At 72.0% G+C, this 14,938-nt stretch carries 6 protein-coding genes; 4 read left to right on the plus strand and 2 right to left on the minus strand.

Translation table 11 applies throughout. From position 1 onward, the window contains the following. Window positions 1–102: 102 nt before the first annotated feature. A complete protein-coding gene (locus tag AC31A1_RS01260) occupies window positions 103–798 on the minus strand; it encodes a response regulator (protein WP_489651380.1) in 696 nt (231 codons plus the stop codon). Between the two features lie 371 nt (window positions 799–1,169). Beyond that, entirely contained in the window at window positions 1,170–2,369 is a 1,200-nt protein-coding gene (locus tag AC31A1_RS01265) for a sensor histidine kinase (protein ID WP_489651381.1), read from the minus strand. Between the two features lie 407 nt (window positions 2,370–2,776). Here AC31A1_RS01265 and AC31A1_RS01270 point away from each other — a divergent pair, with 407 nt between their 5' ends. From AC31A1_RS01270 to AC31A1_RS01285, 4 genes are all read left to right on the plus strand, one after another. Continuing rightward, a complete protein-coding gene (locus AC31A1_RS01270; protein ID WP_489651367.1) occupies window positions 2,777–6,121 on the plus strand; it encodes a S8 family peptidase in 3,345 nt (1,114 codons plus the stop codon). A gap of 155 nt (window positions 6,122–6,276) precedes the next feature. Then, window positions 6,277–9,990, plus strand: a complete 3,714-nt coding sequence (locus tag AC31A1_RS01275; protein ID WP_489651368.1) for an nSTAND1 domain-containing NTPase — start codon at window positions 6,277–6,279, stop codon at window positions 9,988–9,990. A 103-nt stretch (window positions 9,991–10,093) separates the two neighbouring features. Beyond that, entirely contained in the window at window positions 10,094–11,536 is a 1,443-nt protein-coding gene (locus AC31A1_RS01280; RefSeq protein WP_489651369.1) for a polysaccharide deacetylase family protein, read from the plus strand. Window positions 11,537–11,661: 125 nt separating this feature from the next. Continuing rightward, complete coding sequence (locus AC31A1_RS01285) at window positions 11,662–14,868, plus strand: family 78 glycoside hydrolase catalytic domain (protein WP_489651370.1); 3,207 nt, start codon at window positions 11,662–11,664, stop codon at window positions 14,866–14,868. Window positions 14,869–14,938: the final 70 nt, after the last annotated feature.

Genomic DNA, 14,938 nt, shown 5'->3' on the forward strand with positions numbered 1-14,938 from the left:
CGTGCGAAACCGGTCTGGTTGGTCAGGACGCGGTGACGCTAAAGCGCGAGGGCGGGTCGGCACGTCACACCCGGGTGCCAACTCCGCTGTCACACCCCGGTACTACGTGCCCGGGGCCGGGTGCGGCCTGCCCGGGGCCACCAGCCCCGACTCGTAGGCCATGACGACGAGTTGCGCCCGGTCGCGGGCACCGAGCTTGGCGAGCAGCCGGGTCATGTGGGTCTTGACGGTCTGCTCGGCCACCACCAGCCCCGCGGCGATCTCCGTGTTCGACAGGCCCTGCGCGACCAGCAGCAGCACCTCCGTCTCCCGGGGTGTGAGGCCGTTCAGCCGCACCTGGGCGTCCCTGCGCGGGGCGGGGCGGCGCCGGGCCACGTCCTCGATGAGGCGTCGGGTGACGGACGGAGCGAGCAGCGCCTCACCTGCGGCGATCACCCGTACCGCCTGGACGAGTTCGGAGACCGGGGCGTTCTTGAGAAGGAAGCCGCTGGCTCCAGCGTGCAGGGCCTCGTAGACGTAGTCGTCGATGTCGAAAGTCGTCAGCATGAGCACCTTGGGGCGGTGCACCACGCCGGGCGGCGAATCGAGCAGTTGCCGTGTTGCCTCCAGCCCGTCCATCTCTGGCATCCGTACGTCCATCAGCACCACGTCCGCGTGGGTACTGCGGCTAACCTCGACACCGAGGCGGCCGTTGGGCGCCTCCCCCACGACGTCGATGTCGCTCTGCGCCGACAGCAACGCCGCGAACCCCGAACGCACCATGTCCTGGTCGTCCACGACGACCACCCGGATCACCATGTTCACCTCTCCTGTTCCGGTCACCTGCGAAGTCCACGCGCCCCGGCCACACGACGGGCCGGGCATGCGCGCAGAAACCATCGCGTACTCATGCGGTCGGGGCATGAACCGAGCTCAGGCGTAGACCGAGCTCACTCTTCCCTCCTGGCAGGACCGCCGCGTCGGCCGAACGGCCACAAGCGGCTGACCGCGAAGGGAGGGACCTCGGCCGAACGGCGGATGACGGAGTCTAACGGGTCCTGCCGCGGCCGCCGACCCGGTCATCGAGGCACGTGGGCCCACACCGTGGACTCCCCGTGTGTACGCTCCGCTTGGATCAGCCGATCACCTCATCGACCGCGGACCAGCGCTTCCGGCGTTCCGCCAGGCGGTCACCACGATGTCTTCTCCGTCGGCAGGATCGCCATCACTTCCCAGCCCCGGCGGTCGGATCGGGGTCCCGTACGCAGCTCGCCGCCGAGCGCGGTGACCCGTTCGGTCAGCCCGACCAGGCCGAAGCCGCCGCCACGCGCGGCGGCCGGCAACCGGGTGCCGCCGCGGCCGTCGTCGCGCACCGTCACCACCAGCGCACGGCCGTCGTAGGCCAGACCGACCGTCACCTCAGTGGCGTCGGCGGCGTGCCGCCGTACGTTGGTGAGGGCCTCCTGGACGACACGGTGAGCGGCGGCCTGCGCCTCATGCGGCAGGTCGTCGGGCACCGAGGGGTCACGGCGCAGCGCGGCTTTCGGGCCGACGGGCCCGCCGAAGCCCTCCACCAGTTCGGGGAGTACGGCCAGATCGCCCGCCGGGTCGCGACCGGTGCCACCGGTCTCCCGGACCTCGCGCATCAGGCCTACGGTACGGCGCATGGAGGCCAGGGCCTCGGTGGCGGAGCGTTCGACGTCCTTCAGGATGCCCGCCAGACGCTCGGGGTCGGACATGGCCAGAAGCTGAGCCACCTGCGACTGCACCAGGATCCCGGTGACGTGGTGGGCCACGAAGTCGTGCAGGTCGGCCGCCATGGCAAGGCGTTCGGCGCGCTGGGTCTCGGTGACCGCCACGCGGCGGCGGTGGTCCAGCGCGCGCAGGTACCCGGCGAGTCCGGCGACCGCGCAGACCGCCAGCAGCATTCCGAAGGGGTTGACCGACGACTCGCCGAGGGCCTCCCTGTAGGGCAGCGCCAAAACCGCCGCACCGTCCAGAACGCCGCACACCGCCGCCCACCGCACGGGGCAGTCACGGACCGCGATCAGGAGCAGGCACAGCAGGACCGCGAGTTCGCCCGGGCCGGACAGCGCCTCCTGTCGGGACCAGAACACGGCCGCCGTCACCGCACCGGAGACGACTGCGGGCACGGCGGTGCGCACCGTCACGGTGAGCCATGCCGGCCGCCGGGCGACGGGCCACAGGAGCGCCGCCAGACCGATCGGCAGCACCACCGTCTGCGGCCACCACGAACCGCCGTCGAGACCGGCGAACAGCACGTCCGCGCCTGCCGCCAGTAACAGAAGGACGATGCCGAACACCTTCAGAAAGCCCCGTCGACGGCCATCCGGTCCGGGAGACGTACCGAGGGCACGCACGCTGCTCAGGAGATCCACGGCGCGACCTTAACCTCCCACCGGCACAGCGGGATCAGCCGAACGGCCACTTGCCACAACGCTGCGGACCGCGCACACCGGCCGAACGGCCGACACCTGACACGGACAGGGGCCCGGCACGGTTTTTCAGCGCCCGTGAGGGCCTACTGACCAATTCCTCGCGGGACAAGACTCGATCCCGGCCGACGGCACTCCCCCGCCGACGGCTCCGGCGGCCCCGGCTCACATGCCCCCCTTGCGTGGGCCAGGGGCCGCCCGTGTGCGCCTGCGCAGACAGGCCTCGTCCGGGGACCATCCACCGACCTATCGGGAAGCGAGACAGCACCTTGCGGAACATGCACAGCCGCATCGGAAAGAGACTGACGGCGCGGAGTGCCTCATACGGGATAGCGGCCCTGATGACAGTCGCCGGGCTTACAGCCACCGCCGTCGTTCCGGCGGCAGCGGGCCCGTCACCGGACCTGCCGGCCGGAGCGGCGAGCGGGTCGGCCCGGGCCGGCGTCCACGTGACACTGGTGACCGGTGACACGGTGAGCGTGGACGGCACGGGCCGGGTGACGGCTGTGCGGCACGGCAAGGGCCGCGGGCACATCGGCTACTCGGTCCGGCGCACCGGCGGCCACACCTACGTCATTCCTTTCGACGCGGTGAAGCTGCTGGCCGGAGGGCGGCTGGACCGCCAGCTGTTCGACGTCACGCAGTTGGTGAAGGACGGATACGACGACACCCACCGGGGGCAGCTGCCGCTGATCGTCTCGTACAAGGGCGGTAGCGGCGCCCAGGACGCCGCCCGGCGTGTGCTTGCCGCCGACACCGATGTCGAGCGCCGGCTTCCGGCCGTCCACGGCGAGGCCCTGACCGCCGACAAACCGGACGCCGCGCAGGTGTGGCGGACCCTGACCGACCCGGTCGGCCGGAGCGGCGCCGTGACGGCGGCGCCCGGCATCGACCGCGTGTGGCTGGACGGCCGGGTCACCATGGACACGCGGGCCTCCTCTGGCCCCGACCCGGAAGGCGGGGTCGTGCAGATCGGCGCCCCGGCCGCCTGGAAGGCCGGCTACGACGGCAAGGGCGTGAAGGTGGCCGTCCTGGACACCGGCGTCGACGCCACCCACCCGGACCTGAAGAACAGTGTCCTGGCCGCCAAGGACTTCTCCGGCTCCGGCTCCACCGTCGACGAGGTGGGCCACGGCACGCACGTGGCCTCCACCGTCGCCGGCTCGGGCGCGAAGAGCGGCGGCACATACAAGGGCGTGGCGCCCGGCGCGAAGCTGCTGATCGGCAAGGTCCTCGACGACTCCGGCGGCGGCAGCGACTCGTCGATCATCGCCGGGATGCAGTGGGCCGTGGCGCAGGGCGCCAAGGTCGTCAACATGAGCCTGGGCGGCACCGACACTCCGGGCATCGACCCGCTGGAGATGGCGGTGAACAGCCTGTCGGCGTCCTCGGGAGCCCTGTTCGTGACCGCCGCCGGCAACGAGGGCCCTTCCGACACCACCATCGACACTCCCGGATCGGCCGCGTCCGCCCTGACCGTGGCCGCCGTCGACCACTCCGACAAGATCGCCGACTTCTCCAGCCGCGGCCCGACCGCGGACGGCGCCCTGAAACCGGACATCGCCGCGCCCGGCGTGGACATCGTCGCGGCCGAGGCCGCGCACACCAGCCTGGGCGAGGAGGTGGCGCCCGGCTACGTGTCCATGTCCGGCACCTCCATGGCCACACCGCACGCCGCCGGGTCCGCCGCGCTCCTCGCCCAGGAACATCCCGACTGGACGGGCGAGCGGATCAAGGCCGCGCTGACGGCCTCCGCCGAGCCGCTGACCGGCACCACCGGTTACGACACCGGGGCCGGCCGGGTCGACCTGATCCGCGCCACCGGCGCCACCGTCACCGCCGAACCGGTCTCCGCCGACTTCGGCACCCAGTCCTGGCCGCACAGCGACGACACCCCGGTCACCAGGACCCTGACCTACCGCAACTCCGGCGCCCAGTCCCTCGCCCTGGACCTGGCCGTGGCCGCCGACGCTCCCGGCGGCGGCAGCGCGCCCGACGGCATGTTCACCGTCTCCCCGGCCCGGCTGACCGTCCCCGCGGGCGGCACCGCACAGGCGACGGTCACCGCCGACACCCGGACCGGCAGCGCCGACGGCGTCTACTCCGGCGCGGTGACCGCGACCGGCGACGGACAGAGCGTGCGCTCCGCCCTGGCCGTCAACCGCGAGGTGGAGTCCTACGACCTCACCCTCACCGTGACCCGCAGGGACGGCAAGCGCGACGACGAACCGCAGCTGACCGTGGTCGGACTGGACTCCGGCAAGACGTACAACCCCTACGACAACGGCATCAGCCGCAACGGCACCGTCACCCTGCGCCTGCCCAAGGGCCGCTACCTCGTCGACTCCCAGAGCATCGACGCCCACGACAAGATCGCCATGCTGGTCGCGCCCCGCCTGACACTCGACCACGACATCTCCCTGGCCCTGGACGGGCGGAAGGCGGAGCCGGTCAAGGTCACCGCCCCGGATCACCGGGCGCACATGCAGGACGCCGAGGTGGTCCTCGCGGCCCACGGCGCCAAGTCCGCCTACGACTACGCCGACGCCACCAGCGTCTTCGCCGGCGACACCTTCCTGGGCCAGGTCGGGCCGGACGCCCCCGCCGGATCCTTCATCGCCCAGGCCGGCGGGATCTGGCAGCGCACCGCCACCTCACCTGCGTACCACCTGATCACCACCCACACCGGCACCTTCTTCGACGGTCTGAACCGCATCTACTCCTCCACCCGGGGCATGGCCCGGGTGGACGCCGCGGTCGGTGCCACGCTCACGCACGTCCAGACGGCGCCCTTGAACCTGTGGACCGTGCCCGGCTGGTCGGTGCTGAACCACACGGTGCAGGGTGTCCTGGGCCTGTGGCGTGCGGCTCCGGCCGCCTCGGTCACCCAGTACCTGACCACCGATCACGGCCTGCGCTGGCAGCTGGGCGCCCGGCTGGACGGCGACAGCCACGACGGCTGGGCGTCCACCAACACCGCCCGCCGCTTCGAACCCGGCCGGGACTACCGGATCACGCTCAACGGCGGGGTCTACGGGCCCGCCGTCTCACCCGGCGGGACCTTCGGCGGCGCGCGAGAAGGCCACTACTGGCAGGTGTGCGTGCCGATGTTCGCCGACGGCGCCGGCGACGAGACCGGCGTGGACGCCACCGTGCGTGCCCGCCTCACCTCCGGCTCCACCCTCATCGGTGACCTTTCCGACCCGTGCACCGCCGTCGGCAGAGGCATGCCGACCGGCACGGCCAGGTACCGGCTGGCCATGACCGCCACCCGCGCCAAGGACTACAAGGTCAGTGACCGTGTCGAGGTGGTGTGGGCCTTCACCTCCGGTGGCAGCGAGGACGAGAACAAGGTGATCGCCCTGCCCCTGTCCGTCGTCCGCTTCCATCCGAAGCTGAGCCTGACCAGCACCGCCAAGGCGGGCGCCCGCGTCACTGTGCCGGTGTCGCTGCAGGGCCCGGCCGCGGTCAAGGGCCACCTGAAGTCCCTGACCGTGCGCGTGTCCTACGACGGCGGCCGCAGCTGGAAGCCGGTCGCCGTCCGCACGGACCACGCCGGCAAGCGGTACCTCAGCCTCACCCACCCGAAGAAGCCCGGAACCGTCTCCTTCCGGGCATCCCTGACCGATACCGGCGGCAACTCCGCCACGGAGACCATCCACACCGCGTACCGCACCGTGCGCTGAGCGCTTCGCACGCCGTGCCTCCGGCCGTACCGGTCGGAGGCACGGCCGTGTCGGTCCCGCGTCCGCAGATTGGGCCGGAATTGCCCCTGATCGGCGGCCGACCATAGGTTGGGCGCCGATCACCGGTGTGTTTGCAGGTCGAAAGGTACGGCCCCGTGGGACGACGCGAGAAGCCGCTGGACCCGGATGCGGGGCCGGTGCAGCGACTGGCGCACGAGCTGCGCATGCTGCGGGAGAAGGCGGGCAAGCCGCCGTACCGCGAGATGGCCGAGCGCGCGGGCTACTCGACGACGGCCCTGTCCCAGGCGGCGGCAGGCGATCAGTTGCCCTCGCTCGCGTTGACGCGGGCGTACGTCCAGGTGCTGGACGCCGACCCCGACGAGTGGGAGCGGCGCTGGCGGGAGGCGGACGCGGAGGTGCGGGCGTCCTCGGTCGAGGAGCGGGCACCCTACCGGGGGCTGGCCCGGTTCGAGCCGGGTGACAGCGACTTGTTCTTCGGCCGGGACAGGCAGGTCGACGAGCTGCTGGGCCTGGTCCGCGCGCACCGGTTCGCGGCCGTGTTCGGCCCCTCCGGCAGCGGCAAGTCGTCGCTGCTCCGGGCGGGGTTGATCCCGGCGCTGCGGCAGGCGCAGGACGCCGACCGCCCGGCGGTGATCCGCGTGCTCACACCGGGTGAACAGCCCTCACGCACGCACGAGGAGGCCCTCCTCCCGAAGGACGGCGACCTGGACACCTGGGTGCTCGTCGACCAGTTCGAGGAAGTGTTCACCCTCTGCCACGACCGCGAGGAACGCGCCCGCTTCCTCGACCTGCTGCTGCGCGCCCGCGACCCGGAGAGCCGGCTGTGCGTGGCCATCGCCGTGCGCGGCGACTTCTACGGCCACTGCGGCGCCCACCAGGAGCTGGCCGAGGCGGTCAGCCGCGCGAACCTGCTGGTCGGGCCCATGAGCGGGGACGAGCTGCGGGACGCGATCACACGCCCCGCGACCGCCGAGGGCCTGAACGTGGAGCGCGCGCTGACCGCCCGCCTCATTGACGAGGTCACCGACCGGCCCGGCGCCCTGCCGATGCTCTCGCACGCCCTGCTGGAGACCTGGCGTCGCCGTCGCGGCCGCACTCTCACCCTGGCCGCGTACGAGGAGGCCGGCGGGGTGCGCGGGGCGATCGCCACGACCGCCGAGCAGGTCTACGGCGACCTCGCGCCGGAGCAGGCCCGCACCGCCCGCCGCATCCTCCTGCGGCTGATCGCCCCCGGCGACGGCGCCGCCGACACGCGCCGACCGGCGTCGCGGGACGAGCTGGGGCCCGACGCGCAGGACGTGCTGGAACGCCTCGCCGCCGCCCGGCTGGTCACCCTGGACGGGGACACCGTCGAGCTGGCCCACGAGGTGCTGATCACGGGATGGCCCCGACTGGCCGCCTGGATCGACGAGGACCGCGATGGGCTGCGCGCACAGCGGCTCCTCGGGGAGTCGGCCCGTGCCTGGCAGCAGCTGGACCGTGACGCGGGCGCCCTGTACCGGGGGACGCGGCTGGCCCGGGCCGAGGAGTTGTTCACCGGGCGGTCCCGGGACGACCTCGCCGAGCCGGAGCGGGTCTTCCTCGACACCTCCCTCGCCGCGCGCGATGCCGAACTGGAGGCCGGGACACGCGCGGCCCGCCGTACCGGTCTGCTCACTGTGGGGCTCTCCGTGTTCCTCGTACTGGCCCTGGCCGGGGGCTTGCTGGCCTGGCAGCGTGACCGGGCCAGTGACGACGAGGCGGCCAAGGCGGCCGCCGGCCGTCTGGCCACGGTGGCCGACAGTCTGCGCTCCGCCGACCCCCGTACGGCCGCACTGCTCTCCGTCGCGGCCTGGCGGCTCGCGCCGCTGTCCGAGTCCCGCTCAGCCCTCCTCGACGCCTTGGCCCGGCCGGAGAGGGACGCCTTCACCGACCCGCAGACGGGCGAGAACACCCGGCGTTTCCTCACCGGTCAGGGCCGCGCCCTCATCACGGTCACGGGCACCGAAGTGACCGTCCGCGACGTGGCCGACCACCGTGTCACCGCCACCTACCGGCTGCCCGGCGGCACGGAGGTCTCGGACGCCGGCCTCGATACCCGCTCCCTCGTTCTCACCGGCCAGGACGGCAACGAGCTGTGGAATCTGGCCGCCCGCAGACCGGTCGCCGAACTGGGCGACGCGTCCTATTGGGCGGCGCCCGACGGCAGCACCTACGCCACCGGACCGACGGATGGTCCCGGTCCGGTCAAGATGCACCGGGCGGGCGACGGCAAGGTTCTGTTCACCACGGACACGCCACGCGCCCTTACCGCCGCAGCGGTCGGCCCGGGCGGCCGCCTCCTCGCGCTGTGTCCCGCCGAAGGCGCGCCCCAGGTGTGGGACACCGTCCATGGCAAGAGGCTGTCGGGTTCCTGGGAGAAGGCGGGAGGCACCGTCTGCGGTACCGGCTCGGGGGCGGACGGCGGTTCCCGGCTGCTGCGGTTCAGCGGGGACGGCCGGCGCCTGGCCGTGTTCTCCGGAAACACGGCCACGGTCTGGGATGTCTCCGGCGGACGGGAGGTGGCCGATTTCCAGAGCGCCGGCACCAGTGGCTTCAGCCAGGCGGTCCTCTCCCCGGACGGGCGGTTCCTGGCCACAGCCGACGACCAGGAGATCGCCGCGTGGTCGCTGGACCTCGGCGGCGTACAGGTCTTCCACGCTCCGTTGGCCGGTGCCGAGGTGAGGGGCCTGACCTGGGCCCCGGGCAGGAACCGGACACTGCGCTATCTCGACGGCGCCACGGTGCGCACCTACGACCTGAGCGACCGTCTGGACGCTCGCTGGCAGAGCACTCCCGCCGACGCGACCGCGCTCAGCCCGGACGGCACCGTCCTCGCCACAGCCACCCGGTCCGGCCCCGGCTACCGCTTCGAACTGCGCTCCACACGTACAGGTGCCGTCCAGGCGCGCACGATGCTCGGTGCCCTGCCGGGCGACGGTGCCGAAGGGACCCCGCCGCTGGCCTTCAGTCCGGACGGACGGGCCCTCGCCGTCGCCGACACCGTGTCCTCGCACGGCTCCCTCCGGCAGCGCTTCACCATCTGGGATGTTCCCGCGCACCGGGTCCGTACGTCGTTCCAGACGTCCGGTGCGGCAGACCGCATCGTTTCCGCTCTCGCCCTGGGCACAGGCGGCCGGACCCTGCTGGCCGCTCGCTCCCCGGGCGGCGACGGCACGACCGAGGTCTGGGACACCACCGCCCACCGCCGCACGGCTACCCTGAGCGCCCTCAACGCGGACAGGCTGGCCCTGCGGCCCGACGGCCGGCTGCTCGCCGGTTCCGCCGACCGGTACGCCAAGTTGCCGTCCAATCGCGTGAGCGGGCGCGCCCTGGCCGACGATCAGCAGGTCACCGCGCTGGCCTTCAGCCCCGACGGCACCCGGCTCGCCGTCGGCGACTCCACCGGGCACGTCACCCTGTGGGGCGGTGACCTGCGTACCCGTATGGGCATCCTGACCGGCACCTCCGACACCGTTTCCGGGGGCGAGCCCGAGGCCGTGGGCGCGCTCGCCTTCTCCCCCGACGGCGGCACCCTCGCCGTGGGCGGCCACAACGGCACTCTGCGCCTGTGGGACACCGCCGGGCAACGTCTTCTCGGCAGCGACCTGCCCACACCCGGCGCCGAGATCGACACCGTCGCCTTCACCCGGGACGGCGCCACCCTGTACGCCGGTGGCCCGGACGTGCTGCTCCAGCGCCACCCGGTCGCCCCGGACGACGTCGCCCGCATCCTGTGCGTGCGGGCCGGCGGAGGACTCACCAGGGCGCAGTGGCGGACGTACGTTCCCGACGCGCCGTACCGGCGGGTGTGCCCCACCACGCGCTGAGCGGGACCTTTTTTGTTCACAGCGACTCCGACGGTCGCTGAAAAACGTCTCTGACCTGGACGATCGGACTCCGAAAAGCCCCCTAGCCCAGGTTCTGGTCCTCATGCGCACACAGCTAGTCCTCCCCTCTCTCCTGCTGCTCGGCTCGCTCTCGCTGACGGCCGCCTGTTCGTCCGGTTCCTCCGGGACGTCGGACGCGGCGACCGTCGGAGCGCGCTCCGGGTCGTCCTCCGGCACCGTGCCGGTCCGTGCGGTGGACCCTTCGAAGATCAAGGGTCTGCGGATCGTCAACGACAGCAGCGAGGACAGCTCCTGTCCCTTCGCGACCAGCTACCCGGACGTGCCCGGCGCCGAGGCGATGACGTCCGCGATGAAGAAGTACGTGGAGCAGCGTCTGGCGACCTTCCGCTCGTCGTGCGACGACAGCAGCGGCGTCGGCGACATCGGCGAACTCAACATCAGCCACCAGTTCCTGGTCGCCTCCGGAGACGTCCTCGGTGTCCGGCTCACCACCCAGGACGGCACCGCGGCGGGGGGCGGGCTGGACACCCGCACCTACTGGTACGACGGACAGCCGGGTGCGGACCGCACCGCCCTCGCCCTCGTCGCCGACGGCTCCCGGGACGCCCTCGTCGCCGCCCTGAAGAAGCAGCTCAAGGGCCGGGACGGCACAGACGCGGAGACGGTGGACGGGGCGTTCGCAGACCGGTCGAACCTCGGCGACCTCCTGATCGACATGGCCGTCAACGCCGACGGCGGACTGCGAGTGACCTTCGCCCGGGGCACGGTCGGCGCCGCCCCCGCCGGCTCCTACGTGGTGACCCTCTCCCCGGCGACCGTCACCCCCTGGCTGTCCGCCTTCGGCAGGCGCGTCCAGCGGCAGACCGTACGGCCGTCCGGCTCGCTCGACCTCGGGGCGGCCGCCACGCCCACTCCCGCCGTGCCCACCCACACGGCCTCCAGCGACGACGACACCGACTGCAAGCAGGTCATGTGCGTCGCCCTGACCTTCGACGACGGGCCCGCCGCCCCGGAAACCGCGACCCTGCTGACGTACCTGGCGCAGTACAACGCCCGGGCCACCTTCTTCACTGTCGGCCAGAACGTCGCCGCCCACCCCGACCTGGTCCGCGCCGAGGCCCGCGCCGGCAACGAGGTGGGCAACCACTCCTGGAGCCACCCCGACCTCACCAAGCTCACCCCCGAGCAGATCGCCTATCAGCTGAACCGCACCAGCGCCGCGATCAAGGCCGCGACCGGCAAGGCCCCGACCCTCTTCCGCCCGCCCTACGGCGCCGTCAACAGCACCGTCCGCCACGCCACCAGGCTCTCCCCTGTGCTGTGGACCCTTGACACCGAGGACTGGAAGTACCCCGACGCCACGAAGGTCGCCCAGAGCGTCATCGGCAAGGTGAAGCGCAACGACGTCGTCCTCATGCACGACATCCACCCCACGTCCGTCGCCGCGGTTCCCGAGATCCTGCGCATGCTGACCGCTCGCGGCTACCACTTCGTGACCGTGAGCCACCTGCGCGCCACCATGTGACCCAGGCGATTAAATCGTTTCACTTTCGCGATGGGCCATTTTTGACGCAAGCATTGACCGCCCTGTGACAGGACCCTAATCTCCGGGCAATCGTATTGAAACCTTTCACGAGCCGAGGGTGCACCATGTCCTGGGACCTGTCGCGTCGAAGACTCCTCCACCTCGGTGGTGCCACGGCCGCCTCGGTCGTCCTGAGCGGGCCCCGGGCACTCGCGGCCGACGGCCCGGGCGGCGTCACAGCCCACGGCCGGCCGCCCGCGCCGACCGGGACGCTGGCCGACCTGCTGCCGCAGGCACTCGTCACGAGCGCCGGGCAGCGCCCCCGGTTCAGCTGGCAGGTGCCCGACTTCGGCGCCGGTACCCTCCAGCGGGCCTATCAGCTGCAACTGGCCGCCACTCCGGGCGGTTTCGAGGACGAGCGGCTCGTCTGGGACTCGGGCAAGCGCAGGTCCGCCGACTCCACCGCCGTGCCGTACGCGGGAACGGCCCTGCGGCCTCGTACCGCCTACTGGTGGCGGGTCGCCAGCTGGGGTGAGAAGCGATCGGCCTGGTCGGAGCCCGCCCTCCTGGCCACCTCGGTCGAGGACGAGTGGGAAGCCGAGCCGATCTGGGTGCCGTCCGGCCCCGTCATGGCGGACGGCACCTTGGCAGCCCGGCTGAGCATCACCACCGTGGCCGCCGGAGTGTGGTTCCGCGCAGCGAACAGCGCCAACAACTACATGTGGCAGCTACGGGCCGGCAGTCCAGGCATCCTGCGCAAGCACGTCTGCGTGAACGGCACCTACAGCGTCCTCGGCGAGGTCCGCCTGCCGTCCGCCGTCGTCACCGGGGAGTGGCTCGACCTCACCGTCACCATGACCGGCTCCGCCTTCACCACCAGCGTCAACGGCACCGTGGTCGACACCACCACCGACACCCGATACACCTCCGGCAACATCGGACTCCGTAACGGCCTGACCGAGTCCCAGGTCTACGACCGCGTCACCTTCACCGCCGCCGACGGGACTGTCCTCCTCGACGACGATTTCGCCTCCGACAAGGGCACCTTCTCCGCCGGTACGGTCTCCGGCGGCACGCTCACATTCCCCACCGGCGCCTCCTCGCTCTCCTCCTATGGGGCCGACGACACTTGGGCGCTGCTGCGCCACGAGTACGACACGGATGCGGGCAAGGAGATAGCCGCCGGCATCCTCTACCTGGCGGCCGCCTCACCCGACCCGGCCCGCCAGTACGTGGCCAAGGTGTGGAGCAACGGCACCGTGGTCGGGCACGCCTCCGTGCGCTCCGGCACCGGTACCGCGTACCAGGCGTTCGACGTCACCTCGACGCTTCGGGCCGGCGGAAAGGCGAACGCGCTCGCCGCGCTGTGCTGGACCACCTCGGAGCAGAAGTTCCTGGCCCAGTTGGAGATCACGTACACCGATGGCAGCCGGAACACCGTCGCCTCGGGAGACCACTGGAAGGCGCGCCGCCAGGCCGGACTACTGCCCGCGAAGGGCAGCGCGGGCAGCAGCTACTACACGGTCCCGCAGGAGTACTGGGACCTGCGGCAGGAGCCGGTCGGCTGGACGCGGCCCGGCTTCGACGACGGCGATTGGCACACCCCGGCCGTCCGCAGCGCGATCGGCGGACTCGTCCCGGCCCCGATCGAGCCGCCGCGGCTGCACGACGTCACTCCCGCCTCCATAACGAAGGTCGCCGACGGCCGCTGGCTGGTGGACCTCGGCCGGGAGATCGTCGGCGGGCTGTCCCTGGAGGTCACCGGGAGCGCGGGCGACACCGTCGAAGTGCGCCTGGGCGAGGAGTTGAACTCCGACGGCACCGTCAAGTACCAACTGCGCGCCACCAACACCTACCGAGAGGTGTGGACCCTGCGCGACGGGAAGCAGAGCTTCGAGCACTGGGGTTACCGCGGCTTCCGCTGGGCTGAACTGCGCACGACGCTCGACCTGTCCGCCGCCGTCGTCACCGGGCGGGCCTGGCGGCTCGACTGGGACGACACCGACGCCTCCTTCCACAGCTCCGACCCCGATCTCGACCGGGTCTGGGAACTGTGCCGGTACTCCATCGAAGCCACCCGCGGCGACCTCTACACCGACACCCCGACCCGGGAACGCGGCCCCTACGAGGGCGACGCACTGATCAACCAGCTCTCCGAGTACGGCGTCCAGCGGTCCTACGCCCTGGCCCGCTGGTCCAACGACTACCTGGTCCGCAAGGGCACCTGGCCCACCGAGTACCGCCTGATGTGCGCACTGTCCGCCTGGGAGGACTACCTCGCCACCGGCGACGACCGGCAGCTCGCCAAGGACTACGACCTGCTCGCCGCGAAGAACCTCACCGCCTACCTGGACTCCCAGGGCCTGGTCCGCAAGGCACCCGGAAGCACCAGCCAGGATCTGGGCGACCTCGTCGACTGGCCGACCGCCAGCCGCGACGGCTACGTCTTCACCAACGTCAACACCGTCGTCAACGCCTTCCAGTACGCGGCCTTCGACGCCCTCGCCCACTGCGCGGCGGTACTCGGCAAGGACGACGACGCCAAGGCCCTGCGCTCCCGCGCCGACACCCTCGCCACCGCCATGCGCGCCACCCTGCTCGACAGTGCCGCCGGCCGGTTCCTCGACGGCGAGGGCACCACGCACAGCGCTCAGCACGCCAGCGCCTTCCCCGTCGCACTCGGCGTCGCGGACACCCTCGACGACGAGGTACGCACCCGGCTCGGGAACACCCTCGCCGCGGGCGGCATGCGGGTGAGCGTCTACGGGGCGCAGTTCCTCCTCGACGCCCTCTTCCAGCTCGGCCGCGCCGACGCCGCGCTCGCGCTGCTCACCTCCACGGCCACCAACTCCTGGCTGCACATGCTCGACACGCTCAAGGCCACCATCGTCACCGAGGCCTGGGATCCCGCGCTGAAGTCCAACATGACGCTCTCGCACGCCTGGGCGTCCGCTCCGGCCAATGCGATCCCCCGGCACGTGCTCGGTGTCCGCGTCACCTCCCCGGGAGCTGCCGAGTTCCTCATCCGCCCCAGGACCGGCGCCCTGACCGACGTGGCGGGAACGGTCCCGTCCCTGCGCGGCCCGGTCAAGGTCGCCGTGCACCGCTCGGCGGACACCCACACGGCACGCGTGACGGTGCCGCCCAACTCCCGCGCGGTGCTGGAGGTGGAGATCGGCGACGCCGACCCGGCGGAGTACCGGGTGACCGCGAAGGCACCCGGCGGGCAGGGACGTGTGAAGGTCACGCCGCTCACCGACCTCACCGGCACCGTGCTGCGGATCGAGCCCGTCGGCTCCGGCACGACGAAGGTCGAGCGCACCCGTTCCTGACCGCGAGACCCCCGGGCTCCGGCGCGGGGGAACTTCCTTGCCACCTCGGCCCGTTCACTTGTCCTGTCAC

The sequence above is a fragment of the Streptomyces sp. P5F9 genome, assembly GCF_057961495.1.